The organism is Variovorax sp. PCZ-1 (genome assembly GCF_018413605.1).
In the GTDB taxonomy this organism is placed as follows: Bacteria; Pseudomonadota; Gammaproteobacteria; order Burkholderiales; family Burkholderiaceae_C; genus JANMDU01.
In genome coordinates this window covers 439,077-462,424 of sequence record NZ_JAHCDN010000001.1, presented here as the reverse complement: position 1 = coordinate 462,424, position 23,348 = coordinate 439,077, and the positions used below count along the sequence as shown (strand labels likewise).

Genomic DNA, 23,348 nt, shown 5'->3' with positions numbered 1-23,348 from the left:
GCCTATCGCCGGCATAGATACTGCGCTAAGTGCTATCAAATAAGTAGCTTTGCAATCTTCAATCGCATGCTGCCTGGCAGTGGTGTGGAGCGTCGCAATACATCCTCAGCCAACCACTGTGCGCTTTTCTTTGCGCGCTCGCAGACGAGCTCTAGCGGCAAGTTCACATAATCGTCATTGAACACTTCGAAGCTGTAGTCACCACGGTAGCCTATCCTCTCGAGCCGCAGCACAATATCCACCAAAGCATCGCTATGCACGCCTTCGCCTGGAAAAACACGGAATGTGCGCGCTGTGGTCATGCGCTCTTCAAAGCTCTTCGTCTCTTCCCACATGAAATCGGCGAGCTGTACGAGGAAGATTTTGGAAGCATCGAGGTAATCAATCTCTTCGGGCGAAGTCTTCGCAGCGAGCACGTGATAAGAATCCACGCAAATGCCTAGGTTAGGCGCATCAGCTCTGCAGACCACATCCCAGCTCTGCGGCAGCTCATTGACCGTGCGCCCCCAGCTCAGAGCTTCATAGGCGATCTTGATGCCATAGGGCACGGCGAGCATAGCTAGCTTGCGCAAATCGGCTGCAATCTTGTCGAGATCCTGCGTGGCATGCGCTGAGACGGATGAGCAGGCGAGCAAGACCTTCGCACCCAAGCTATGCGCCATTTGCAGCATGCTTTTGGCGATGTCGATCTTGTATTCGTGCAAATGGCCTGACAAGCCTTCAAAATCGCGCAGCACTTGAAAGCCTGTGGCACGCAAGCCGCTCGCATTGCAGGCAGCCACAGCTGCTTGCAAACCACCCGGATGCCCTACCAAATCATTGGCCTTGAGCATCACCTGATCAAAGCCCGCCGCTTTCATCGCAGCAAGTTTGGCCTCAATCGGCCCAGCCAAGCTGATCGTATCCATACCGAATTCGCGAATGAGTTTCATGATCTCACCCCGCGCTATGAACCAGCTCAAACACCACACCGCCCAAATACGTCTTCGTGATCGCGCCGCGTTGCTCAGTGTGCGCCGCCTTGGTTTCGACAAACTCAATGCCCAATTTGCGCAGAGCATTCACTGCCAGCAACACATCTGGCACACCAAGACCGATGCGCTGCAAACGCTCTTCGCCATCGAGCACATTCACATCTGGCTCCACCATCTGCAGCATGAAGCCTGCTCCCGCGGAGAGCGCTGGGCTCTTCATCAGCGTGCCCTTGGGCATGATGCCAAAGCGCTCTTCATCGGGGATCAGATCAAAGCCAAACAGCTCTTTGTAAAACGCAATCCAATCATTGCTGCGTTCCGCGCCGATGTATTGCACCACGCCAAAGAAATGCAGGCCGGCGGTGGCGGGCGGCGCTTGATCCACGTCTGGAATCGGCACGAAATCCACGCTGTAGATACTGAATTCACGATACCGATCCACAAAATAAATCCGGCTTCCTCCCGCGCCATGAATCGCCGGGATATTCAGCTCCATCACCTGCGCATGTGTAGGCACTTCCCACGCGCCACGCTCGCGCGCATAGGCATAAGCCGCTCGCGCATCGCGCACACGAAGCGCAATTGCGGCAATCGCTGGCGTTTCCCGCCCATGTGTTGCGCCGCGTACTTCATCAGGATGCGCGTTCACGACGATGTTCAAGCCACCTTGCCGATACAGCAACACCTCGCGCGAACGATGCCGAGCCACAGGCTTGAAACCCATCATCTCCAACACTTGCCCAAGCGCTTGCGGCTTGGAAGTGGCGTATTCAATGAACTCAATCCCATCCAAACCAATCGGGTTGGCCGCATCCGAAAACGAATGCTGCAAAGGCTCGCGCCCATCTACACGCTCTGGCGCTTTCATCAACAGGTCGCTCATGATTTTCTCCGGGTATTCATCTCTTACATCGCTCGAATAATAGAACGCAAAAAGCGCAAAAGGAACGCAACAGACGCAGAAAAAGAAAAATGCCTATTCATGCTTTTGCACCTTTTGCGTTTTTTTGCCGCTTTTGCGTTCTATTTTTTGATCTGCAACTATCTATACGGAAGCTACGTGCCCGCCCAGAAACAACCTCTCAATATCTGGATCAGCCAACAACTCCGAAGCCTTGCGATGCAGCACACATCGGCCAGACTCCAGCGCTATCGCCTCATCTGAAATCTTCAAAGCACTTTTCACGTTTTGCTCAACCATCACAATCGTTGTGCCCTGCTCTGCCAACTGGCGCAAGAGTTTGAATACATCTTGAACAACAATGGGCGAAAGGCCAATCGATGGCTCATCAATCAGCAACACTTTCGGGCGCAGCAACAAAGCACGAGCGATTTCTAATTGCTTTTGCTCGCCACCGCTCAATGCACTCGCCTGCGAATGGATACGCTCTTGTACACGCGGGAAGTGCTTCAAGACTTCTGGGATACGCTCATGGGTGAGCTTGGTGCCCAGCGTGATGCCGCCAAGCTCTAGGTTTTGATACACCGAGAGCTGCGGAAACAGGTTGCGCCCTTGTGGCACGAAGGCCAGGCCTTTGCCGAGCAGATCTTTCTGTGTTGCGCCAGAAATGTCCTCACCTTCAAAGAGCACACGGCCCTCGCGCGGTTTGAGCAGGCCAAAAAGCGTTTTAAGCACGGTGGATTTCCCCGCACCATTGGGGCCAATGAGCAAAGTGATGGCTGCACGGCGAATCTTCAAATCCAGATGATTCAAGATCATCAAATCCTTGTAGCCTGCGAGCACTTTGTCGAATTGAATAGCAATATCTTGGCTCATGATCATGCTCCCAGATAAGCATCAAGCACGGCTTTGTTACCGCGAATTTCAGCAGGTGTGCCGATAGCGAGCACCTTGCCTTCTACCATCACCATGATACGGTGACACAGACTCATCACGAAATCCATATTGTGTTCAATCACCACGAAGCTGCTCTTCTTGCCGCCCCAGCCTGTTTCATTCAGCTGTTTGAGCAAAGAAGAAATGCCACCCACCAGAGATGGATTCACCCCTGCGCAAGGCTCATCAAGCAAGACCAAATCCGGCTCGCGCATGAAGGCCATGGCGATATCTACCAGTTTTTGCTGACCATAGCTCAGTGTGCCCGCCTTCAAATCCGCCACATGACGAATGCGAAACTGATCAATCAGTGCATCGGCTTTATCGCCCAGCCCTGAATCAGAAGGCGCAAACATGCGGCTGAGTTTGCTGCCTTGATGCTCTTGCGCGGCAACGATCAAGTTATCGCGCACACTCATCTTGCCAAACACCTGCAGTGTTTGAAACGTGCGCCCCACGCCGAGGCGCGAGAGCTCCAGCGGCCCCGCTTTCGTGACATCTTGGCCTTTGAATTCGATGCTGCCAGAATCAGGCTTGATCTGACCGAGCATGGAGTTGAACAGCGTCGTCTTACCTGAGCCATTGGGCCCGATCACGCCGAAAATCTCACCTGGCATCACTTCAAAACTCACCCCACCCACGGCTTGGATTGCGCCGTAGGCTTTCTTCATATCGGAAACTTTTAAAACAGGAGAGCTCATTTTTTTTCTCCCATTTTGATAGCATTCTGCGCAGAAGGTACGCCGGCTTGAAGCACATTTCGCTTAGAAAATAGCTTCTCTGGCAAGCTCATCAGGCCATCGGGCAGCCACACCAACATCGCAATCACCATCACGCCAAACACAGGCAGATACCAATTGGCCAAGGCAGGCGCGACATCACGAATCCACTCCGGCAAGATCAAGCCCACCAGTGCGCCCACGAGCGGCCCTAGGAATGCGCCTGCGCCGCCTACGACTACCATCAAATACATGGTGATCGATGCGCCGACTGTGAAGGAGGCTGGATCAATGTAATCTGTGAGCGACGCATACAGAGCGCCCGCCAACCCTGCATACGCAGCGCCAATCGCAAAGCTCAGCAGCGTGTAGGCTCGTGTGTCAATACCTAAGCTCTCCGCGCGAATTGGGTTATCACGCAAGGCTTGAAAAGCTTTGCCCCAAGGCGAACGCAGCAAACCCCACAGCAATGCAATAGCTATTGCTGAAACAGAGAGCACAAAGTAGTAATACGCCAAATGCCCTTTAAGTGAGATGCCAAAAACAGTTGGCCTCGCAATACCGTTAAAGCCAAACGTACCACCCGTGAGCCATTCTTCATTGCGGAAGACGAGCCACATCGCCGTGTTAAAACCCAGCGTAGCAAAGGCCAAATAGATCGTTTGCACCCGCAGCGCCGGAAAGCCCACGATGATTCCCATGATGAAGCAGGCCAGCATGGCTATCGGCAAGCCAAGCCACCATGAGAGCCCCGCTTTCATAGCAATAGCCACGCCATACGCGCCGATGCCGAAGAAAGCGGCATGCCCGAGAGACTTTTGCCCCGCATAGCCCACCGTGAGATTCAAGCCCATGGTTGCGACCACGAAGACGAGCCAGAGGCTGAAGAGATACACACCATAATTTTTCAAGAACGGTGGAACAGCTATCAAAATAATAGCTACTAGCGCAATGAATACGCCGGCGAACTTCTGATTATTGTTCATACCTTACGCTCCTCTTTCCGGCCCAGCAAGCCTTGAGGTCTGAACAAAATCACGGCCATGAACACCACCAGTGCCACGGCATCTTTGTAGGCGGGCGAGATATAAGCAGCGGCGAGATTTTCACTCACGCCAACAATCAAACCACCGAGTAAGGCGCCACGGGAATTGTTAAAGCCGCCGATGATAGCTGCGAAGAAGGCTTTCGTGCCGAGGAAATCACCCATATCGAACTTGGCGAGATACGTGGGTGTGACCAAGATCGCCGCCGCGCAAGCCAGCGCCGCATTGATTGCAAAAGTATAAAAAATCATGCGTGGCACATTGATGCCCAGCACCGCTGCGCTTTCCGTGTTTTGCGCCACCGCCTGCATCGCACGGCCAGTGATCGTTCCCGACAGGAAAGCCTGAGTGGCAAACACGATGATCAGCGCAGCCATCAGGGTGCCCACATCGCCCAGCGAAACAGTCACACCTGCGATTTGAAACAAGGTATCGCCGAAGATGCTGGGGAACGGATGCGCCTCCGCACTGTAGCCAGCGCGCATGCTGTTTTTCATCACGATAGACAGACCAATCGTAGCCACCACGATCTGCATCATGCCGTGCTTGAAGAGCGGATCTACCACCGTGCGCTTGAAAGCCCATCCGAGCACCACAGTGGCAACTATGACCGTAAGCAAAAACGCAATCGGCAGAGGCGCACCCCAAGCCATGAAGGCCAGCATGCCAAATCCAGGCAGCATGACGAATTCGCCCTGCGCAAAATTGATCGTGCCCGCGGCTTGCCAAAGCAGTGTGAAACCAAGCGCCACCAGCGCATAAATACAGCCTGTGGCCATGCCGCTGAAGACCAGTTGTAGGAAATCAATCACTCGATCACCTCCCTGTCGTATGTGTTGTCAGAATTTTTCATATGCTGCCGATCAGTGTTTCGAGTGTTGGATTGCCTGTCTTATGGCTTTACTTTTTTAGCTGCTGCTTGGTTACTCAGAGCAGTTGGCACAGGCGAAGTAACTACCGTCTTCGTATTCAAAGGAGGCAGGAGATTGATCACCTCTTGCTTTCCATTTTTTACCTGAACCAAGAAACTCATGCGATCTAAATCACCTTTGTCATCAAATTCGGTGTACATCAATGCCCCAGGATATTTGTCTGTGTTGATCTTCAGGCCTTGCATGGCTTTGGCGACGGCTTCACGATCTATCTTCCCCGCACGCTCAATGGCCGCTTGCATACTGTAAACGCCAGAATAACCTTTCATGCCGTTGTGATCAGAAACGTATTTGTACTCTTTTTCAAATTTCGCTTTGAACGCCCTGATCGCTGGTACGGGGGCATCTACCGTGAGACCAACGTGCGCAACGGCACCGTTGGCGGCCTCGCCCGCCAAATCAATGACCTTCTGCCCGGTGAGCGTCGTCTCACCAATGATGGGCTTGTTCCAGCCTTGTTTGCGCAATTCACGCAAGATTCGCGCTGATTCATCCTCATTCAGATAAACAAACAGCGCATCTGCATTGCTTTGTTTGGCTCTGAGCACTGCCGCAGAGAAATCCGCTTGCCCAGCATCGGTAGAAATCTCAGCCGTGATTTTTGTATCGGTTGTGGCCAAGGCTTTCTTGATCATGTCCAAACCGCCTTTGCCAAAATCGTTATTCACATAAGCAATCGCCAGGCTTTTGACTTTCACCTCTTGGCTGATGTAGCGAGCAACTTTGGGCATCGCGGTAGCTTGTGTGAAACTGGTGCGGAAAATGTAGGGATTACCTTGCATTGTGATGTTGGCTGCTTCACCACCCGTCCAGTTAGGGATCTTGGCTTTCTCGCTTTCCTTCATGCTGACGATGATCGAGCCTGAAAACACGGGGCCAAAAATAGCAAACACATCTTGATCAATGGCTTTTTTCGTCATCGCCAGAGCAACACCGGGATTGGTCGTTGTATCGTTGACGCTGAGCTCGAGCTTTCTGCCCAAAATGCCGCCCGCAGCATTGATTTCCTTCACGGCCATTTCGACGCCGTTTTTGAAATTCGTACCTGCGGTTGCACCTGCACCTGATAACTCAACGATGGCAGCCAACTTGATCGTGCTTTGTGCGCTTACTGGCAATGAAAATCCCAAAGCAGCAGCAACCGAGGCGACGCCGACGAGGGAATGGAAGCGAAGTGAAGATGACATGTTTGTCTCCTAAAGTGATGAAACGAATGAGTCCAGGCACTTGCTGGTCATGTGATTATTCGATCCGCATCACTCTCGAAGTTGGTTATTTGCGCGATTATCGATACAATTATTTCAATCAACGATCTAAAATAGGGTTTGCAATGAAATGCATATCAAGCTACCAGTCATAGCAATTATTTATGGCTAAGAAAACACCTCTTTCCAGCTCCGAAGAAGCAACTCTCACTGTCAACGAGGCGCAAACGACGCAGCTGCCATTGCTTCGGAGAGACTGGATCGCCGGGCTAGAGAAAGGGTTGGAGTTACTGCGATGCTTTGATGAAGAACATTCGCGCGTCAGCGCCAGCGAAATGGCAGATCTCACTGGCATGACGCGCACGGCTGTGCGGCGATATTTGCTGACCTTGGCACATTTGGGATATCTGGCCACGGACGGCAAGCTCTTCTGGCTCACGCCACGTGTTTTGCAGTTTTCGCAGGCGTATCTCGCCTCATCGCGCTTGGTGCGTGTTGCACAACCCTTTTTGCAGCGGATAGCGCAAGGCACGGGAGAGAATGCATTCCTCTCAGTCATGGAGGGCGACTCGGTGGTGTACATCGCACGCCAAGGTAGCAGTGCAGCTAGCCTGCGCCCGCAAAACATTGGCTACATGCTGGGTATGCTCGTTCCCGCTCATGTCACGGCTGCAGGAACGCTGCTCTTGGCCCTGCGCGCGCCGCAAGCTTTGGACGCCTGGCTTGCGAAAATCAAATTGAAAACCTTGACAGCTCATAGCATCACCGACAAGGCTAAGCTACGCAAGCATCTGCTCAACAGCCGATTGCAGGACTGGGCCATTTCGGAGCAGCAACTGGAGCTGCACTTTCGTGGCGTAGCCGTACCTGTGCGCGACATCAAAGGCGATGTGATCGCTGCTTTGAGTGTGACGATGTACATAGGCAACGAAGCGGCAGATCAGGCCAGTGCACGCGTGCTGGGTGTGATGCAAGAAGCGGCCAGTGGCATGCGCAATCTCGTTTGAGCTGCACTCGCCACCGAAGAATCACTGATCACTTCTTGGCCGACAAAGGAGGCAACACAGAAATAACCTCTTGGCGGCCATTCTTGACCTGCACCAAATAGCTCTCGCGATCCACATCGCCTTTGTCATCAAAGCGGCCGCTCATCAACACGCCGGGATGTTTCTTCACATCCAGCTCCAAGCCCTTCATCGCAGCGGCCACTGCCTTGCGATCCAACTTGCCAGCTTTCTCAATCGCGGCTTTCATGGTGTACACGCCGATGTAGCCTTTAGGACCGTTATGATCCGGCAGGTATTTGTAGTCTTGGTAAAACTTGGCCTTGAACTTCAACATCTCAGGGCTGGGCGCATCAATCGTGAGGCCAACGTGTGCAATCGCACCAGTTGCGGCGTCACCTGCGAGCTCAATCACTTTTTGGCCGGTGAGTGTGGTCTCACCAATCACAGGCTTGTTAAAGCCTTGTTTGCGCAGCTCGCGCAAGAGGCGGGCAGATTCGTCTTCATTCACATAGGCAAACAAAGCATCCGAGCCGCTATTTTTTGCTTTGAGCACCGCGGCAGAAAAATCTACTTGGCCAGCGTCGGTAGAAATTTCGTCAACGATCTTGGTGGAACCACCGGCCAGTGTTTTCTTGATCATGTCCAAGCCACCCTTGCCGAAGTCGTTGTTCACATAAATGATCGAGAGATTTTTCACCTTGGCTTGATCGCTGATATAACGGCCGATTTTTGGCATCGCCGTGGCTTGCGTGAAGCTGGTACGGAAGATGTAGGGATTGCCTTGCATCGTGATGCCCGCTGCTTCGCCGCCTGTCCAGTTGGGCACTTCTGCTTTTTGGCTTTCTTTCATGCTCACGATGATGGAGCCGGAAAACACAGGGCCAAATATGGCGAATACATCGTTGTCAATCGCTTTCTTTGTTAAAGCGAGCGCCACGCCGGGATTGGTGGTGGTGTCATTGATCGACAGCTCCAGCTTCTTGCCCATGATGCCGCCAGCTGCATTGATTTCTTTCACAGCCAGCTCGACGCCGTTTTTAAAGTTGGTGCCCGCAGTTGCGCCGCCACCAGAGAGCTCCACGATTGCAGCTAGCTTGAGGGTATTTTGAGAAAAAGCAGTGTTTGCGCTTACCAATGCTGCGCAAGCAGCTATGGAAGTGATAGCAATTTTGAAAGTGGAACGGCGTTGCATGGCAAAACTCCAAAGGTTGGAAGGTAAAAACGTACCAGATCGTACATTAATACACCCCCTCGCAGAGTGAGGTTTTTCACCTATCGCGCCCTGTCAACCCAAGCCGTGGCTCTTCGCCTCGACCATCACCCTTGAGCTGACCATCAGGAAAAATCAATGGGAACCGTGAGTTGATGGATCGCCTGAACGGTACTTGGGCGCACGCCGCGCCACCACTCAAATGCCAGCGCTGCCTGCTCTACCAGCATGCCCACACCATCGACCATGCGGCGAGCACCGGCCGCTTGGGCAAGCAGCAAAAAGGGTGTGGCACCTTTGCCATAAGCCATTTCGTAAGCCAGGCCATCGACAGAAAACGCAGCATGCGGCACAGCAGGTGCATCACCAAAGAGGCTGGCTGATGTGCCGTTAACAATCACATCAAACGGCTCTCGCAAATCTTCATAGCTGCTGGCTTGCACATTCGCAGCCGATTGCGTGCGCAGCATATCCACCAATTCTTGCGCCTTGGCAACCGTGCGATTCGCCACCACGAGCAAAGCCGGCTCGCAACGTGCAAAAGGCAATAAGGCCCCGCGCACTGCGCCACCAGCGCCGAGCAGCAAAACGCGTTTGCCTTTCATGGGCGTTTTGTGATTTCGCTCAATGTCGTTGACCAGCCCAATGCCGTCAAAATTCTGTGCGTGGACTTCAGCGCCCTCAAACTTGAGCGCATTCACAGCGCCTGCTAATTTTGCAGACTCTGAAAGATGTGTGGCATAGGCAAAAGCTTCCAGCTTGAATGGCGCGGTCACATTCATGCCGCGCATGCCAACTGCGCGCAGCTCGTCCAATTGTTTTGCGAAATCGCCGATCCGTCCTTCGACCTTGGTGTATTCCATCTGCTGGTCAGTCGCCGCTGCAAACAGGCCATGAATGATGGGTGATTTGGATTGAACGATGGGGTTGCCGATCACGGCATAGCGATCTACAGCGGAAGAGGGATTCATAGGCATAGTTTAGAGGCGAAATACGCCTCTAAACGACACACATTCCGCTCAGGCTGCGACGGCTTCTTGCTCACGCTCGGTGGCTTGAGCTGCTGGCGCTGGAGTGCGAATCAGATGGTCAAACGCGCTCAGCGCTGCTTTTGCGCCCTCACTGGCAGCAATCACGATTTGCTTGTAAGGCACCGTGGTGCAGTCACCGGCTCCGAAGATACCGGCCACATTGGTGTGATTCTTCGCATCCACCATGATCTCGCCAAACTTGGTGCGCTCAATCGTGGTGCCCAAAAATTCAGTGTTAGGCACGAGGCCGATTTGGATGAACACGCCTTCCAGCGGCACGGTGTGCTCTTCGTTCGTCGCACGGTCTTTGTATTTCAGGCCGTTGACCTTGCCATCCGCACCCGTGATTTCCAGCGTCTGTGAATTCGTGTGGATCGTCACATTCGGCAAGCTCTTGAGCTTGTGGATGAGCACCGCATCAGCCTTCATCTCGGGCATGAATTCAAACACGGTGACATGCTTGACCAGACCCGCCAAATCAATCGCCGCTTCGACACCAGAATTGCCGCCGCCGATCACAGCCACATCTTTGCCTTTGAAGAGCGGGCCATCGCAATGCGGGCAATAAGCCACGCCTTTGTTTTTGTATTCCTGCTCGCCCGGCACATTGATGTTTCTCCAGCGTGCGCCGGTGGCGATGATGAGGCTGCGGGTCTGCAAAGTGCCACCGGCATCGGTTTTGAGGGTGATGTACCCACCCTCCTCGTGAGCGGGGATCACGCTCGCAGCGCGATGGCCGTTCATGAAATCTACGTCGTAGGTTTTCACATGCTGCTCGAGTGCAGCAGCGTATTTGGGCCCATCCGTCTCGGGCACGCCGATGTAGTTTTCAATCGCCATGGTGTCGTTGACCTGGCCGCCAAAACGCTCAGCCAGCAGGCCCGTGCGGATGCCTTTGCGCGCGGCGTACACGGCTGCCGCCGCGCCTGCGGGGCCACCACCGAGGATGAGCACTTCATAAGGAGCGCGGGCAGAGAGCTTGGCGGCTTCGCGCTTTGCTGCGCCCGTATCGAGCTTAGCGACCAGCTCTTCCAGGGATGCGCGGCCTGAATGGAACATCTCACCTTGCAGATGTACAGCGGGCACGGCCATGATGCCTTTGTCTTCCACTTCTTTTTGGTTCAAGCCACCGTCGATGATGGTCACATCAAACGCTGGGTTGTTGATTGCCATGAGTGACAAAGCTTGCACGACGTCTGGGCAGTTGTGGCATGAGAGGCTCATGAACACATCGAATTTCTGGGGTTGATCAAACTGCAGCGCTTTGATCTGCGTGATCGTGTCTTCTTCCACCTTGGGTGGATGACCGCCTGTCCAAAGCAACGCGAGCACGAGCGAGGTGAATTCATGGCCGAGAGGGATGGCTGCAAAGCGCAGCTTCATCGGCGCGCCACTCTTGCGTTGCAAGGCAAAAGAAGGCGTGCGCGCGTCATTGCCATCAGTGCGCAAAGTGATCTTGTCGCAGAGTTTGGCTACCGTTTCCAAGAGCTCGCGCATCTCTTGCGAGCCTGCGTCATCGCCCAGTGTTGCCACGAGTTCAAACGGCTCTTTCACGCGCTCCAAATACGCGGCGAGTTGGTCTTGAAGGTCTTGGTCTAACATGGCGATACTCCTAAATATATAGCACTTCGCGCAGTCTGTATGCCGGAGAAATGCCCAAAAGGCTTAAAAAAGACGATAAAAAACCAGACTCCATGGCAAACAGGAATTTTGCGCCGCAGCGGCTTGGCTGCGGTATAAAAAAGTGCTCGCGATCAGAGTCTGGTGGTGGCTAAAGATCTTGATCAGATCTTGCCAACCAACTCCAAGGATGGCTTGAGTGTTTTGGCACCATCGTTCCACTTGGCGGGGCAAACTTCACCGGGGTGAGCAGCCGTGTATTGAGCAGCTTTGAGCTTGCGCACGGTTTCTTTCACATCACGGGCGATTTCGTTGGAATGGATTTCCAGCGTTTTGATCTTGCCGGATGGATCCACGATGAAGGTGCCGCGCAGTGCCAGGCCTTCTTCGTCAATGTGCACGCCGAAAGCGCGGGTGAGTTGGTGCGTTGGGTCGCCAACCAAGGGGAATTTGGCTTTGCCCACAGCAGGAGATGTCTCGTGCCACACTTTGTGAGAGAAATGCGTGTCGGTGGTGATGATGTAAACCTCAGCACCCATTTTTTGGAACTCAGCATAGTTGTCTGCCGCGTCTTCGATCTCGGTGGGGCAGTTGAACGTGAAAGCCGCTGGCATGAAAATCAGCACAGACCATTTGCCTGTGAAAGTCTTTTCAGTCACGTCGACCCACTTACCGTTGTGGAAAGCGGTGGTCTTGAACGGTGCGACTTGCGTGTTAATAAGGGACATGTATGCTCCAGGTTGAAAGAAAAATCGAAATGAGAATTGATTGTCGGGTAGAGGGTATACCCTTATCACCAACTGAGGTTTGCTACTGCACTTTCAAGGTCATCATGCATCGCATCAATCGGCAATACATGTATCATAAATGTAATCTATGGGCCCTGTGCGCGCAGGGCGATTGCTTCTAGCGAAGACGCCGATAGCTAAAACCCTATCAGGCCATCCAGCGCTGGACAGCCAAGAGAATATGCAAGGCCAGCATGCCAGTGATCACGGTCACCAAGATATTGCCTTTGAATCGCAAAGCGAAGGCCAGCGCGATGGCGGCTGCGCCGTATTTTGGCCAAAGTGCCCAGCCGCCGAATTGGCCATTTGAAATGGCCACGCCACTGGCCACAATCGCCGCAAAGATGGCCGGCACGATGAGTTTGAGCCCATGCGAGAGCCATTCGGGCATATCATGGTTGGCAAACAGGCCGATGAAGGAATAACGAATGAGGAAAGTGCCCAAACCCAAAGCGAGCACGACGCCCCAGCTTTCTAAAACGCTCATGGCTTGGGCTCCTCGGTTGTGATCTTGGAGGCAGGCATGAGCCACTCCACGATCAATCCCGCGAGCAAACCCAGCAGGCAAGCCGCAATCAGACCAAGTTTCAATGGCAAGGCAAACAACACCACACTCGCGACCGCGCCCGCCACAGCCGCTGCCAAAAGCGGCATGCTACGCACGGTGGTGGAAAGCGTGGCGATAAAAGCCAGAGGAATCGCAAAATCCAACTGCCAACTCGCGGGGATCACGCTGCCCAAAAGGGAGCCGAGCACACAAAACACCATCCATGCGGGCCAGAGCACACAGGTGAGCCCAGCGTAGTAGGCCAGCAAGTGGTCATTGCTCTCGTGTGGCTTGTCTTGTTGCCTCTGCTGCATGAAGGCAAAAGCGTTGTCTACCAAGAAAGCCGCGCCCAGCATGCGGCGCGGTAGGCTCAAATGCCGCAGGCGTGGCGCCATCGCCGCGCTATACACCGCCATGCGCAGGTTCACCACCAGCCCCGAGAGCACCGCCACCCACAGTGATGAGGCACTTTGCAAAAACTGCGTGAGCACAGCCTGCGAGCTACCGCCATACACCAAGCCCGGCAAAGCCAGCGCAGCGGGCAGAGAGAGCCCCGCATTCACTGCCGCCACGCCGCAGACCAAGGCGAAGGGCAAATACGATGGCACGATGATCAACGTCTCGCGCACGCCATCCATGAAGGCAGGGCGGGCATCGTCTTGAAGGAATTTCATTACTATTATTTTAATAGCACTCTGCGCAGATTCTATGCCGGCAAACTGCCTAAATCATTCATTTTTTATGCAATAACCAAGTGCGTAAGCGCTGCGCACCTTCATCCAAGCGCGAGAGGTCTTTCGATGCAAAACACCAGCGCAACCAGCCCTCGCCTTGCGGCGCGAATGCATTGCCTGGCGCCAGACCTAAGCCTGCTTCGAGCACGAGGCGCTTGGCGGTTTGCAAAGCATCGGTATGCCCATCGATTTGGAAAAAAGCATACATGCCACCGGGCGCAGCAGCCACTTTCACACCTGGCGTTTCTTGCAAAAGCTTCACCAGCTTGTCGCGGCATTGGTGAAGATGCGCCACGATGCGCGGGGTCACTTCGTTAGTACGTTGCAAAGCCAAAGCCGCCGCTTTTTGTATGAACACGGGGCTGCATGAGGTGTTGAATTCAATCAGCTTGCCCACCTGCGCGCTCATACCCGTAGGCATGATGAGCCAACCCACGCGCCAGCCTGTCATGAGAAAGCTTTTGCTCATGGAGCCGACGGCGATCACGCGATCTTCCGGTGTGGCGATGTCTAAAAAGCTCGGCGCGCAGCCGTTGGCCGTATCGCCGCTGTAATACAAGCGCTCATACACTTCATCGGCCAAGATCCAAGTGCCCGTTTTTCGGCAATGCGCGAGGATGGTTTCTTGTTCAGAGCGCGTGAGCGTCCAACCCGTGGGATTATTGGGAGCGTTCAAAATCAAGAGCTTCGTCTTCGCTGTCACTGCACTCAACAGCTTTCGCAGATCAAGCTGCCAAGCGCCATGTGCATCAGGCGCGAGGCTGATGCATTTCACCTGCGCGCCCATGATCAGCGGCTGAGCCGTGAGATTCGGCCACACGGGCGTCACGGCCACCACTTCATCTCCTGCATCCAGCAAAGTTTGGCAGGCCAACATCAACGCGTTCACGCCGCCTGCGGTGATACCAATTCGTTCTGCTGCAATCGGCTGATGCAACTTGCTCGCATACTGCGCCACAGCTTCGCGCAAAGCAGGCAATCCGAGGTTATGAGAATAAAAGGTTTCGCCCTCTTGCAAGGATTGCATCGCGGCTTGTCGAATAAATTCCGGCGTGACTTCATCACTCTCGCCAAACCAGAAAGGCAAAACGCCCTCACGGCCCAAGCCCGCATTGGCCACTTCGCGGATTTTGGATTCTTCTAAGGATTGGATGATGGATCGCATGCATCCATTGTCATCTGAAAAATTGAATTCATCCTTGCGGCAATGCGCTTAACTATTGCTTTTTAGTGCTCGATTCATCTAATATCAGCAACAATCGTTCTTCATGCATCCGAGTCACGCAATGGCTACAAAACGAAAAATCACCCCACCCACTCTGCCCAAAAAGCAACCCCTGCAGCTCAAAACCCCTGAGCCTGCGCCAAGCACCGCAGAAGTGGAAGAAGTGCTCTCTGGCCTAGACAGGTTTGACATCCGCATCCTGCGCGAGCTGCAAAGCGATGGGCGCTTGACCAATGCCGAGCTCTCCGAGCGCATCGGCCTCTCACCCGCCCCGTGTTGGCGGCGCGTCAAGCGCTTGGAGCAAGAAGGCTACATCAGCGGGTATCACGCGCAATTGAACCGTCATAAACTCGGCCTCGGTGTGATCGCCTTCGTGCGCCTGTATGCGGATGTGAACACCGGCGCAGTCACGCGAGAGCTGCGCCAAGCCTTGGTGAAGCTGCCAGAAGTGATGGATGTACATCACATCTCCGGTGAAGGTTCATTCGAGATCACCGTGCTCGCAACCGATCTGGAATCCTATTCACGCTTTGCGATGGAGACCTTGATTAACCTCCCGCATGTGAAAGATTTGCACACGAGTTTTTCGCTCGGCGAAGTCAAAGCTTCGCGTGAACTACCGCTTGCACATCTGTCTTACAGCAAATAGAGCAACGCGCTATCATTGTTGACATGAGCTTTTTCGCCATTCTTTTTGCTTTGCTGATCGAGCAGGTGCGTCCTATGCCGCTGGAAAGTGCGGTGCATCGCTCGGCTTTTTCTTGGGTGCGCTCCTGCGCCCGCAGTTTGGATGCAGGGCGCGTGCATCACGGCTGGCTGCTATGGAGCTGCGCGGTCCTGCTGCCAGCGCTGCTGGCTTGGGGCGTGTATGCGCTCTTGCTGCTCGGTGGTGGCTGGGTGGGTGCGGTGCTGGCCTTTGCTTGGAGTGTGGCGGTGCTCTATTGCACTTTGGGGTTTCGGCAGTTCAGCCACCATTTCTCAGCCATCCGCCAAGCCCTTGATGAAGGCAATACGGCGCAAGCAGCGCAATTGCTGGCCGCTTGGAAGCAAGTCGATGTCAGCCAGATTTCACCCGATCAACTCACCCGGCAACTGATGGAGCATGCCGTGATTGCAGCGCATCGGCATGTATTTGCCGTGCTGCTGTGGTATGCCGTGCTCGCGGCTTTAGGGCTTGGGCCAGCAGGCGCAGTGCTCTATCGCATGGCAGAGTTTGTCTCGCGCTACTTTCATACCGATAACCAAGATGAGCTCTATGGATCGGTCTATCACAGCTTGGAGCCGAAGCCACGCAGCACAATCGCCAAAGGCTTGAGCAGCCCATCAAGCCAACAAGCCGCACAAACGGCTTGGCATGTGATGGATTACGTGCCTGCGCGCGCCACAGCCATGGCTTTTGCAGTCGTGGGCAATTTTGAAGAGGTGGTGGAAGCTTGGCGTAACCGCCCCCCCTCGGACAACGACGGCGTGATTCAAATGGCCATGGCCGCCTCTTTGGGTCTGGGCGATACAGCGCTGCCTGAGCATCTGCGCAGCATCGTGGGGCTGGTGTGGCGCGCGGTCGTGCTTTGGCTGCTGTTGATTGCACTGCTCACGTTGGCACGCTTGCTCGGCTGAATCAGTAGTTGGGCGGCGCGCTCAATTGCGCAAATAAATCACTATAAAGTTGATAGCGCCTTGCGCTGATTTCTTGCCGGCTGGAGGCTGATTTATCCTCAGAAATCACATGCTCGCGCACACCGCAGCCGGGTTCGTGCAGATGCGTGCAGTTGTAGAACTTGCACTGCCCCAAATGCTGCGCCAGATCGGGCATCAAGCTCGCAAGCTGAGTCGGCTCGATGTGGTGCAGACCGAATTCTTGGAAGCCAGGGCTATCGATCAAAGCAGTTTGTCTGGCTTCATCCAACCAATACAAAGTCGTCGAAGTCGTGGTGTGTTTGCCCGAATTGAGAGCCTGCGAGATTTCTTGCGTCTTCACCAGCTCGCCCTGCATCTCTCGAGCCTGAGGCGCCAGCAAATTCACCAAGGTGCTTTTGCCGACACCACTGGGGCCCAGCACGAGTGTGGTCTTGCCTTGCAGACGTTTCATCAATGCCGCCTGATCCGCATCGCTAGACAAACGCAGCGAAAGCGGCAACACGCCGTAATGCATGTGGCGATACGCCGCGAGGCGCTCCCATGCGCGCTCGAAAGACTCTTGCAGATCACTCTTGTTGAGCGCGATGATCGGCGAAATTTTTGCAGCCTCGCAGGCAATCAGCGCACGAGTGAGTTGGCTTTCTGAAAATTCTGGTTCAGCCGCGATCAAAATCAGGGCTTGATCGAGGTTGGCAGCAAACATCTTGCTGCGGATTTCATCTTGGCGATAGAGCAAATTGCGCCGTTCATCCACGCGCTCGATCGTGCCTTCATCTTCGCTTGCCAGCCATTGGACTTTATCGCCCACCACAGCCTGTGATTTTTTGCCACGCGGGTGGCAGATCGTGCGGCGGCCATCGGGTGATTCCACCAAACAATGCCGACCAAAGCTGGCAATCACCAAGCCGAGTTCGAGGTCTTGCGCTGCTTTCAACGTACTTTGATCAAAGCATCCACCTCGGTGGCGCATTCGATATCAGTGATGGAGATGCCGTTCACATCATGCGTGTTGAAACGCACAATGCAGCGGTTGTAATGCACGCTCATATCAGGATGATGATCGTGCCGCTCAGCAACAAAAGCCACGGCATTCACGAAGCTCATGGTTTCCAGATAATTGGTAAAGCGGAAGGTTTTTTGAATCGCGACTTGCGCCCCGTCTCCATCGAGTATCCAGCCGGGCAGTTCTACCAGCTTCGCTACAATTTCAGTAGCACTCAGCGCACGTCTTGCGCCGGTGGACCAGTCTTTTTTCTTTAAATCACTCATCTCAAGCCCCCATTCGCGCCAAGCGCTCCGATGCAGGCGGATGCGAGTAGTAAAACTTCACATACAGCGGATCGGGGGTGAGCGTCGATGCATTGTCTTCATAAAGCTTGAGCAGCGCATTTTTCAAATCTTGCGCTTTCGTTTGACTCACGGCATAAGCATCCGCTTCAAACTCATGCTTGCGCGAGAGCTGCGCCATGAGTGGAGAGATGAACACGGTGAACACAGGAATCGCCATCATGAAGAGCAACAGCGCCAAAGCAGAATTCACGCCTTGCACATCTGCCGTGATCGGGCGCACGCCGAGGCCGAGGTAAAACCAAAGCTGGTTGCTCAAGAAGCCTAGCAATGCAAAGCCTGCCAAGCTCATCGCAAACATGCTCACGATACGCTTGATGATGTGCTTGTGCTTGAAATGCCCCAGCTCATGCGCAAGCACAGCATCCACTTCGCCGGGTGTGAGGCTTTTCAGCAAAGTATCAAAAAAGACAACTCGCTTACTCGCGCCAAATCCCGTGAAATACGCATTCGCATGCGCGCTGCGCTTGCTGCCGTCCATCACAAACAAGCCTTTGGCGGTGAAGCCACAGCGGTTCATCAACGCAGTAACGCGTTCCTTGAGAGTCTCGTCCTGCAAAGGCTCGAATTTGTTGAACAGAGGCGCGATAAAGGTCGGGTAAATCAACATCAACAAAACATTGAAGCCCATCCACACACACCAAGCCCAGAGCCACCATAAGTCACCTGCTGCACCCATGAGCCAGAGGATCAGTGCAGCAATCGGCAGGCCGATCAAGGCACCAACGAAGGCTCCTTTGATCGCGTCAAGCAACCACAGCTTGAACGTCATTTTGTTGAAGCCAAATTTTTCTTCGAGCACGAACGTGCCATACAAGGAAAAGGGTAAATCGATGATGCCACCGATCACCACGAAGCTGGCCAGCAATGCAAGTTGCTGAGTCAAGCCAGGGCCAAGCCACGCCAGTAAAAATTGGTTGAGCACATCTAGACCGCCCAACAGCGTCCAAGCCAGTAACACAGCCGCACCGAAGGCCAGCTCCAAAATACCTAGGCGAGATTTCGCAATGGTGTAATCAGCCGCTTTTTGATGCGCTGCTAAGGTGATGCGCTCAGCAAAGGCAGCGGGCACGACAGAGCGATTGAGCGCCACATGACGAATCTGACGCGAAGCCAGCCAGAGTTTGAGCAAAAGGCCGACAACAAGAGCGGCGGCAAAAAGAGCAGTGAAAATAGGAGCAGACATGCCTAGATTTTAGGCTTTTGGGAATTGCCTTGGCTTTCAGCGAAAATCAAGCTATGACATCTACCACCCTCAAGAAATCCGAACACAACCTTGTCTGGCTCGATTGCGAGATGACAGGCCTTGATCCGAAAGAAAACCGCCTGATCGAAATCGCGGTCGTTGTGACCAGCCCAGACCTGTCGATCCGCGTTGAAGGCCCGGTGTTTGCTTTGAAAGTCAGCGAAGCTGCGCTCAAGAAGATGGACAAATGGAATGTCTCCACCCACACCAACAGCGGTTTGATCGAGCGCGTGCGTGCGAGCAAAACCACGGCCAAACAAGCCGAGCAGCCCTTGATCGACTTTCTCAAAACCTACGTCGGCGCAGGCAAAGCCCCCATGTGCGGCAACACCATCGGCCAAGACCGGCGCTTCCTCGTGCGCTACATGCCCAAGCTAGAAGCCTTTTTCCACTACCGCAATTTGGATGTGAGCACTTTGAAAGAGCTGGCCAAACGCTGGAAGCCGGAAGCCTACAAAAGCTTCAAGAAAAAGCAAAGGCATACGGCGCTGGCCGATGTGCATGAATCGATTGACGAGCTGATTCACTATCGGGAGCATTTCCTGAAGCTTTGAAGGCTGCACATTGGGTTCTCGAAGAGCAGAACGCAGAAGACGCAAAAACTACGCAAAATTCGCAGAATAGAAACCACAACTTGGCTGTTTCTTTTTTGCGCCTTCTGCGTAACTTTTGCGTCTTTTGCGTTCAAAACGATCTCTAGATGGCTACTTCCTTCGAAGACCCGTAAACGCCGAGAACTCCCAGCGTCTAAATCCCACAATCATCGTGAAGCCGTCGCGATGCTTCTCATCCATCTTCTTATCCGCCAGATGCTGCGCCGCGAAGTCTTGGCCTAAGCGGTTGATGCGCTCTACAAAATTCGGGGCCACTGCGCGATTGATGTTGCCATGCACCATCATTAGGGTCTCGCCCTCGCGGTCAAAGCGGCCTGCGAAATATTCGCCCACGATGTGCTGCGTGAAGTAGCTGCGGATCGGGCCATCGCTGCGCCATCTGAAAGTCTTGGCTACCTTCAAGCGATAGCGGTTCATGGGCTTGAGCTCAATCACGCCCAGCTTGTCTAGCGCCAGCAGTCTGGCTGTACATTGCGCCTCAGTCATTTGATAGGTTTGCACAATCTGCTCGTATTCCCAATACGAGAGCACGCAAATCGCAGCCAGCATCAGCAAAGGATCCTTCACCACGGCGGCTTCTTGCTCGTAGGTGAGCTCGGTCATCAGCGGCGTGCTCTCGGCCACTTTGCGGGAGAGATCGGCGAAATCAGTGCCTAGGTAACGGCACACATCATCAATGCGCGAGAGCGGCATTTCCTTCTTGCTGAACATGCGCTTGATGCTGGATTCGCTCATCTCAAGTGCCTCGGCCATGTCCGCATAGGTCTTGTTGCGGCTTTTCAGCTCTTGCTTGATCACATCGATGAGAAGGGTGGTATCTGCCATGGTGATGCCTGTTATGTTGTAAGTGCATTCTATTCAGCTTGATAATGACAGGCAGGCTCTGAACAAGTTGTTCGGACAAATCAGACCAGCTTTCGGGCAGTCTGATTCGTTGAAAATACTCGCTTTAGCACCGCTAAAGCTGCGTTATTGGCCTAGCATCTCATCCCGAAATCAAACCAGCTTTTTCCCGAAAACTTATTCAGAGCCTCCCGATGAATTTCGATTTTTCCAACCCCTACACCACCACCCGCATTCCCGTTTTCGCCCGCAATGTGGTGAGCACCTCGCATCCGCTTGCCGCGCAAGCAGGCCTGCGCATGATGCTCAAGGGTGGCAATGCAGTCGATGCGGCGATTGCTGCAGCAGCGGCCATCACGATTTGCGAGCCTGTGAGCAATGGCCTTGGCTCTGACGCGTTTTGTATTTTGTGGGACGGCAAAGAACTGCATGGGCTCAATGCCTCTGGTCGCGCGCCACAGACTTGGACGCCAGAGTATTTCAAACGCAAATACGGCGAATCCCTGAACTTACCCAAGCGTGGGATGGATACCGTGACTGTGCCCGGCGCAGTGGCGAGCTGGGTGGCCATGAGTGAGAAATTTGGCAAGCTTGCTTTCGCTGATTTGTTGGAGCCAGCCATTGAAATTGCAGAGCGAGGCTATTTGCTGCCACCTGTGGTTCAGCAAAAATGGGCTGCAGCCACACCTGAATTGCAGAGCCTTCCCGGCTTCGCGCAAGGCTTTCTGCCATGGGGGCGTGCGCCGAATGTGGGCGAGCTGTTTCAGTTCAAAGCGGCGGCGCATGGTTTGCGCAAAATCGCTGAGAGCAAAGGCGCGGCAATGTATGGCGGTGAGATTGCAGCAGCCATCGAGAAATTTTCAAACGCCAATGGCGGTAGCATCACCGCTGCTGATTTCGCGGCCTACAAGCCAGAGTGGGTGAAGCCCATTTCTAAGAAATACCGTGATCATGAGCTGCATGAAATCGGACCCAATGGCCAAGGCATTGCCGCGCTCATCGCCTTAGGCATCTTGAATCATTTTGATATCGCTAGTCACAAGGTCGATGGCGTAGATTCGCAGCATCTGCAAATCGAGGCGATGAAGCTGGCCTTTGCCGATGTGTACAAGTTCGTCGCCGAGCCCTCTTCCATGAGTGTCACGCCAGAGCAGATGCTCTCCGATGCGTATCTCGCCAGTCGCGCTAAGCTGATCCGTATGGACAAAGCCCAAGACTTCCAAGCAGGCAACATCGCCAAAGGCGGCACGATTTATCTCACCGCAGCTGATGAAAACGGCATGATGGTGAGCTTCATTCAGAGCAACTACATGGGCTTTGGCTCAGGCTGCGTGGAGCCCACATTCGGCGTGAGCTTGCAAAACCGTGGCCATGCCTTCTCGCTTGATCCGGCTTCGCCCAACGTGGTCGCGCCCGGCAAGCGCCCTTTCCACACCATCATCCCCGCCTTCCTCACCAAGAATGGCCAGCCAGTGATGAGCTATGGCGTGATGGGCGCGAACATGCAGCCTCAAGGCCATATGCAGACTCTTGTACGCATGCTCGATTACGGCCAGAATCCACAGGCTGCTTGTGATGCACCGCGCTGGCGCTTCAATCAAGGCGTGGAGATCAATGTGGAAGCGGCGATGAATGCGCAAACTGTGCAAGGCTTGATCGACCGTGGCCACAAAACAGAAGTGATCAACGATTCCTACCAAGACTTTGGTGCAGGCCAATTCATCTGGCGCGCGGGTGATCCGAAGAGCCAAGGCTATGTGGCAGCGAGCGATGCGCGGCGCGACGGGCAGGCTGTAGGCTTTTAATGTCTTTTTATAAGCCAAATCGGCATATCGCCGGCGTAGAATCTGCGCAAAGTGCTATTGTATTGATAGTAAATCACTTATGACGACACTTGCTCGCCGTGCTCAGCTCACAGGCCTTGCCATGGCCGTGGTGGGCTCGATTGCCTTCAGCGGCAAAGCCATCATCGTCAAATTAGCCTATCGCTATGGCGTAGATGCGGTCACGCTCATCATGTATCGCATGCTGTTTGCATTGCCCTTCTTTTTGGCCATGGCCTGGTGGGCATCGCGCGGCAAAGCGCCATTAACTCGCAAAGATTGGCTGGGTGTGATGGGCCTCGGGTTTTGTGGCTATTACTTGGCGAGCTTTTTAGATTTTCTAGGCTTGCAATACATCACTGCCTCTTTGGAGCGGCTGATTTTGTACCTCAACCCCACCATCGTTTTGATCCTCGGGGCGCTGCTCTTCAAAAAGAAAATCACGCGCACACAAGCGATTGCCATGGCGCTGAGCTATGGCGGTGTGCTGCTGGTGTTTGGCCACGAAGTAAGCTTTGAGGGCAAGAATGTGCTGTTGGGTACATCCTTGGTGTTTGCCAGCGCCGTGTCGTATGCGATTTACTTGGTCTACAGCGGGGAAATGGTCAAGCGCCTGGGTTCGCTGCGTTTAGTTGGCCTTGCCACCAGTGTGGCTTGCTTGTTTTGCATTGCGCAGTTCGCCTTGCTGATGCCGATGTCTGCTGCAATGGTTGCACCAGAAGTGATTTGGCTCTCCATCTTGAATGCCACGCTCTGCACCGCCGTGCCTGTGGTGCTGGTGATGATGGCCATTGAGCGCATTGGCGCAAGCCTCGCCGCGCAAACCGGCATGATCGGCCCGATGAGCACAATTGGCATGGGCGTGATTTTTCTGGGCGAATCACTCAATCTTTGGATCATCGGCGGCACGGTGCTCGTGCTTCTGGGGGTGTATTGGGTCAGCCGCAGCAAAGCTTCTTGAA

24 protein-coding genes are annotated in these 23,348 nt (G+C 54.0%); 6 read left to right on the top strand and 18 right to left on the bottom strand.

Annotated elements, in window-relative coordinates; all coding sequences use genetic code 11:
- Positions 1-35: 35 nt before the first annotated feature.
- From KIH26_RS02315 to KIH26_RS02285, 7 genes are all read right to left on the bottom strand, one after another.
- Positions 36-932, bottom strand: a complete 897-nt coding sequence (locus tag KIH26_RS02315) for a sugar phosphate isomerase/epimerase family protein (RefSeq protein ID WP_213442036.1) — start codon at positions 930-932, stop codon at positions 36-38.
- 4 nt (positions 933-936) lie between these two features.
- Positions 937-1,857 (bottom strand): VOC family protein, encoded by a 921-nt coding sequence (locus KIH26_RS02310; RefSeq protein ID WP_249660915.1) that lies wholly within the window; start codon positions 1,855-1,857, stop codon positions 937-939.
- Between the two features lie 162 nt (positions 1,858-2,019).
- Complete coding sequence (locus tag KIH26_RS02305; RefSeq protein ID WP_213442034.1) at positions 2,020-2,751, bottom strand: ABC transporter ATP-binding protein; 732 nt, start codon at positions 2,749-2,751, stop codon at positions 2,020-2,022.
- Between the two features lie 2 nt (positions 2,752-2,753).
- Positions 2,754-3,512 carry an ABC transporter ATP-binding protein gene (locus KIH26_RS02300; RefSeq protein ID WP_213442033.1) on the bottom strand — a complete coding sequence of 253 codons (759 nt, stop codon included), beginning with the start codon at positions 3,510-3,512 and terminating at the stop codon, positions 2,754-2,756.
- Positions 3,509-4,516: a branched-chain amino acid ABC transporter permease gene (locus KIH26_RS02295; RefSeq protein WP_213442031.1), complete on the bottom strand. Its 1,008-nt coding sequence runs from the start codon at positions 4,514-4,516 to the stop codon at positions 3,509-3,511. The genes KIH26_RS02300 and KIH26_RS02295 overlap by 4 nt, the downstream gene beginning before the upstream one ends.
- On the bottom strand, positions 4,513-5,388 hold the full coding sequence (locus tag KIH26_RS02290) for a branched-chain amino acid ABC transporter permease (protein WP_213442029.1): 876 nt from the start codon (positions 5,386-5,388) through the stop codon (positions 4,513-4,515). The genes KIH26_RS02295 and KIH26_RS02290 overlap by 4 nt, the downstream gene beginning before the upstream one ends.
- A gap of 80 nt (positions 5,389-5,468) precedes the next feature.
- Positions 5,469-6,695 carry an ABC transporter substrate-binding protein gene (locus KIH26_RS02285; protein ID WP_213442027.1) on the bottom strand — a complete coding sequence of 409 codons (1,227 nt, stop codon included), beginning with the start codon at positions 6,693-6,695 and terminating at the stop codon, positions 5,469-5,471.
- Between the two features lie 182 nt (positions 6,696-6,877).
- Here KIH26_RS02285 and KIH26_RS02280 point away from each other — a divergent pair, with 182 nt between their 5' ends.
- Positions 6,878-7,720, top strand: a complete 843-nt coding sequence (locus KIH26_RS02280; RefSeq protein WP_213442025.1) for an IclR family transcriptional regulator domain-containing protein — start codon at positions 6,878-6,880, stop codon at positions 7,718-7,720.
- 28 nt (positions 7,721-7,748) lie between these two features.
- Here the strand turns inward: KIH26_RS02280 and KIH26_RS02275 are convergent, their stop codons facing one another.
- The 7 genes from KIH26_RS02275 to KIH26_RS02245 form a co-directional block, all read right to left on the bottom strand.
- Positions 7,749-8,912, bottom strand: a complete 1,164-nt coding sequence (locus KIH26_RS02275; RefSeq protein WP_213442023.1) for an ABC transporter substrate-binding protein — start codon at positions 8,910-8,912, stop codon at positions 7,749-7,751.
- A gap of 143 nt (positions 8,913-9,055) precedes the next feature.
- Positions 9,056-9,901 (bottom strand): shikimate dehydrogenase, encoded by an 846-nt coding sequence (gene aroE / locus KIH26_RS02270; RefSeq protein WP_213442021.1) that lies wholly within the window; start codon positions 9,899-9,901, stop codon positions 9,056-9,058.
- A gap of 48 nt (positions 9,902-9,949) precedes the next feature.
- Positions 9,950-11,563 carry an alkyl hydroperoxide reductase subunit F gene (gene ahpF / locus KIH26_RS02265; RefSeq protein ID WP_213442019.1) on the bottom strand — a complete coding sequence of 538 codons (1,614 nt, stop codon included), beginning with the start codon at positions 11,561-11,563 and terminating at the stop codon, positions 9,950-9,952.
- 182 nt (positions 11,564-11,745) lie between these two features.
- Positions 11,746-12,309, bottom strand: coding sequence for an alkyl hydroperoxide reductase subunit C (ahpC, locus tag KIH26_RS02260; RefSeq protein ID WP_213442017.1), 564 nt, complete (start codon positions 12,307-12,309; stop codon positions 11,746-11,748).
- Positions 12,310-12,517: 208 nt separating this feature from the next.
- A complete protein-coding gene (locus KIH26_RS02255; protein WP_213442015.1) occupies positions 12,518-12,856 on the bottom strand; it encodes an AzlD domain-containing protein in 339 nt (112 codons plus the stop codon).
- Complete coding sequence (locus KIH26_RS02250; protein ID WP_213442013.1) at positions 12,853-13,590, bottom strand: AzlC family ABC transporter permease; 738 nt, start codon at positions 13,588-13,590, stop codon at positions 12,853-12,855. Before KIH26_RS02250 ends, KIH26_RS02255 begins: the two co-directional genes overlap by 4 nt.
- A 58-nt stretch (positions 13,591-13,648) precedes the next feature.
- Positions 13,649-14,815, bottom strand: a complete 1,167-nt coding sequence (locus KIH26_RS02245) for a pyridoxal phosphate-dependent aminotransferase (protein WP_213442011.1) — start codon at positions 14,813-14,815, stop codon at positions 13,649-13,651.
- Positions 14,816-14,936: 121 nt separating this feature from the next.
- Between KIH26_RS02245 and KIH26_RS02240 the strand changes: the two genes are divergently transcribed.
- Together KIH26_RS02240 and KIH26_RS02235 are read left to right on the top strand one after the other, a co-directional pair.
- The gene (locus KIH26_RS02240; protein ID WP_213442009.1) at positions 14,937-15,524 is read left to right on the top strand and encodes an Lrp/AsnC family transcriptional regulator; all 588 of its coding nucleotides are present in this window, start codon (positions 14,937-14,939) and stop codon (positions 15,522-15,524) included.
- 23 nt (positions 15,525-15,547) lie between these two features.
- On the top strand, positions 15,548-16,492 hold the full coding sequence (locus KIH26_RS02235) for a cobalamin biosynthesis protein (RefSeq protein ID WP_213442007.1): 945 nt from the start codon (positions 15,548-15,550) through the stop codon (positions 16,490-16,492).
- Position 16,493: 1 nt separating this feature from the next.
- On the opposite strand, the gene rsgA is transcribed toward KIH26_RS02235, so the two are convergent.
- The 3 genes from rsgA to KIH26_RS02220 are packed head-to-tail and all read right to left on the bottom strand — an operon-like array spanning position 16,494 to position 19,046.
- Positions 16,494-17,483 (bottom strand): ribosome small subunit-dependent GTPase A, encoded by a 990-nt coding sequence (rsgA, locus tag KIH26_RS02230; protein ID WP_213442005.1) that lies wholly within the window; start codon positions 17,481-17,483, stop codon positions 16,494-16,496.
- Positions 17,444-17,782: a 4a-hydroxytetrahydrobiopterin dehydratase gene (locus KIH26_RS02225; RefSeq protein WP_213442003.1), complete on the bottom strand. Its 339-nt coding sequence runs from the start codon at positions 17,780-17,782 to the stop codon at positions 17,444-17,446. Before KIH26_RS02225 ends, rsgA begins: the two co-directional genes overlap by 40 nt.
- Position 17,783: 1 nt before the next feature.
- A complete protein-coding gene (locus KIH26_RS02220; protein ID WP_213442001.1) occupies positions 17,784-19,046 on the bottom strand; it encodes a M48 family metallopeptidase in 1,263 nt (420 codons plus the stop codon).
- Between the two features lie 53 nt (positions 19,047-19,099).
- Between KIH26_RS02220 and orn the strand changes: the two genes are divergently transcribed.
- Positions 19,100-19,660, top strand: a complete 561-nt coding sequence (orn, locus tag KIH26_RS02215) for an oligoribonuclease (RefSeq protein ID WP_213441999.1) — start codon at positions 19,100-19,102, stop codon at positions 19,658-19,660.
- Positions 19,661-19,810: 150 nt separating this feature from the next.
- On the opposite strand, the gene KIH26_RS02210 is transcribed toward orn, so the two are convergent.
- Positions 19,811-20,545, bottom strand: a complete 735-nt coding sequence (locus KIH26_RS02210; protein ID WP_213441997.1) for a helix-turn-helix domain-containing protein — start codon at positions 20,543-20,545, stop codon at positions 19,811-19,813.
- 212 nt (positions 20,546-20,757) lie between these two features.
- Between KIH26_RS02210 and KIH26_RS02205 the strand changes: the two genes are divergently transcribed.
- Together KIH26_RS02205 and KIH26_RS02200 are read left to right on the top strand one after the other, a co-directional pair.
- Complete coding sequence (locus tag KIH26_RS02205; protein ID WP_213441995.1) at positions 20,758-22,368, top strand: gamma-glutamyltransferase family protein; 1,611 nt, start codon at positions 20,758-20,760, stop codon at positions 22,366-22,368.
- A 79-nt stretch (positions 22,369-22,447) separates the two neighbouring features.
- Positions 22,448-23,347 carry a DMT family transporter gene (locus tag KIH26_RS02200; RefSeq protein ID WP_213441993.1) on the top strand — a complete coding sequence of 300 codons (900 nt, stop codon included), beginning with the start codon at positions 22,448-22,450 and terminating at the stop codon, positions 23,345-23,347.
- The last annotated feature ends 1 nt before the right edge of the window (position 23,348 follow it).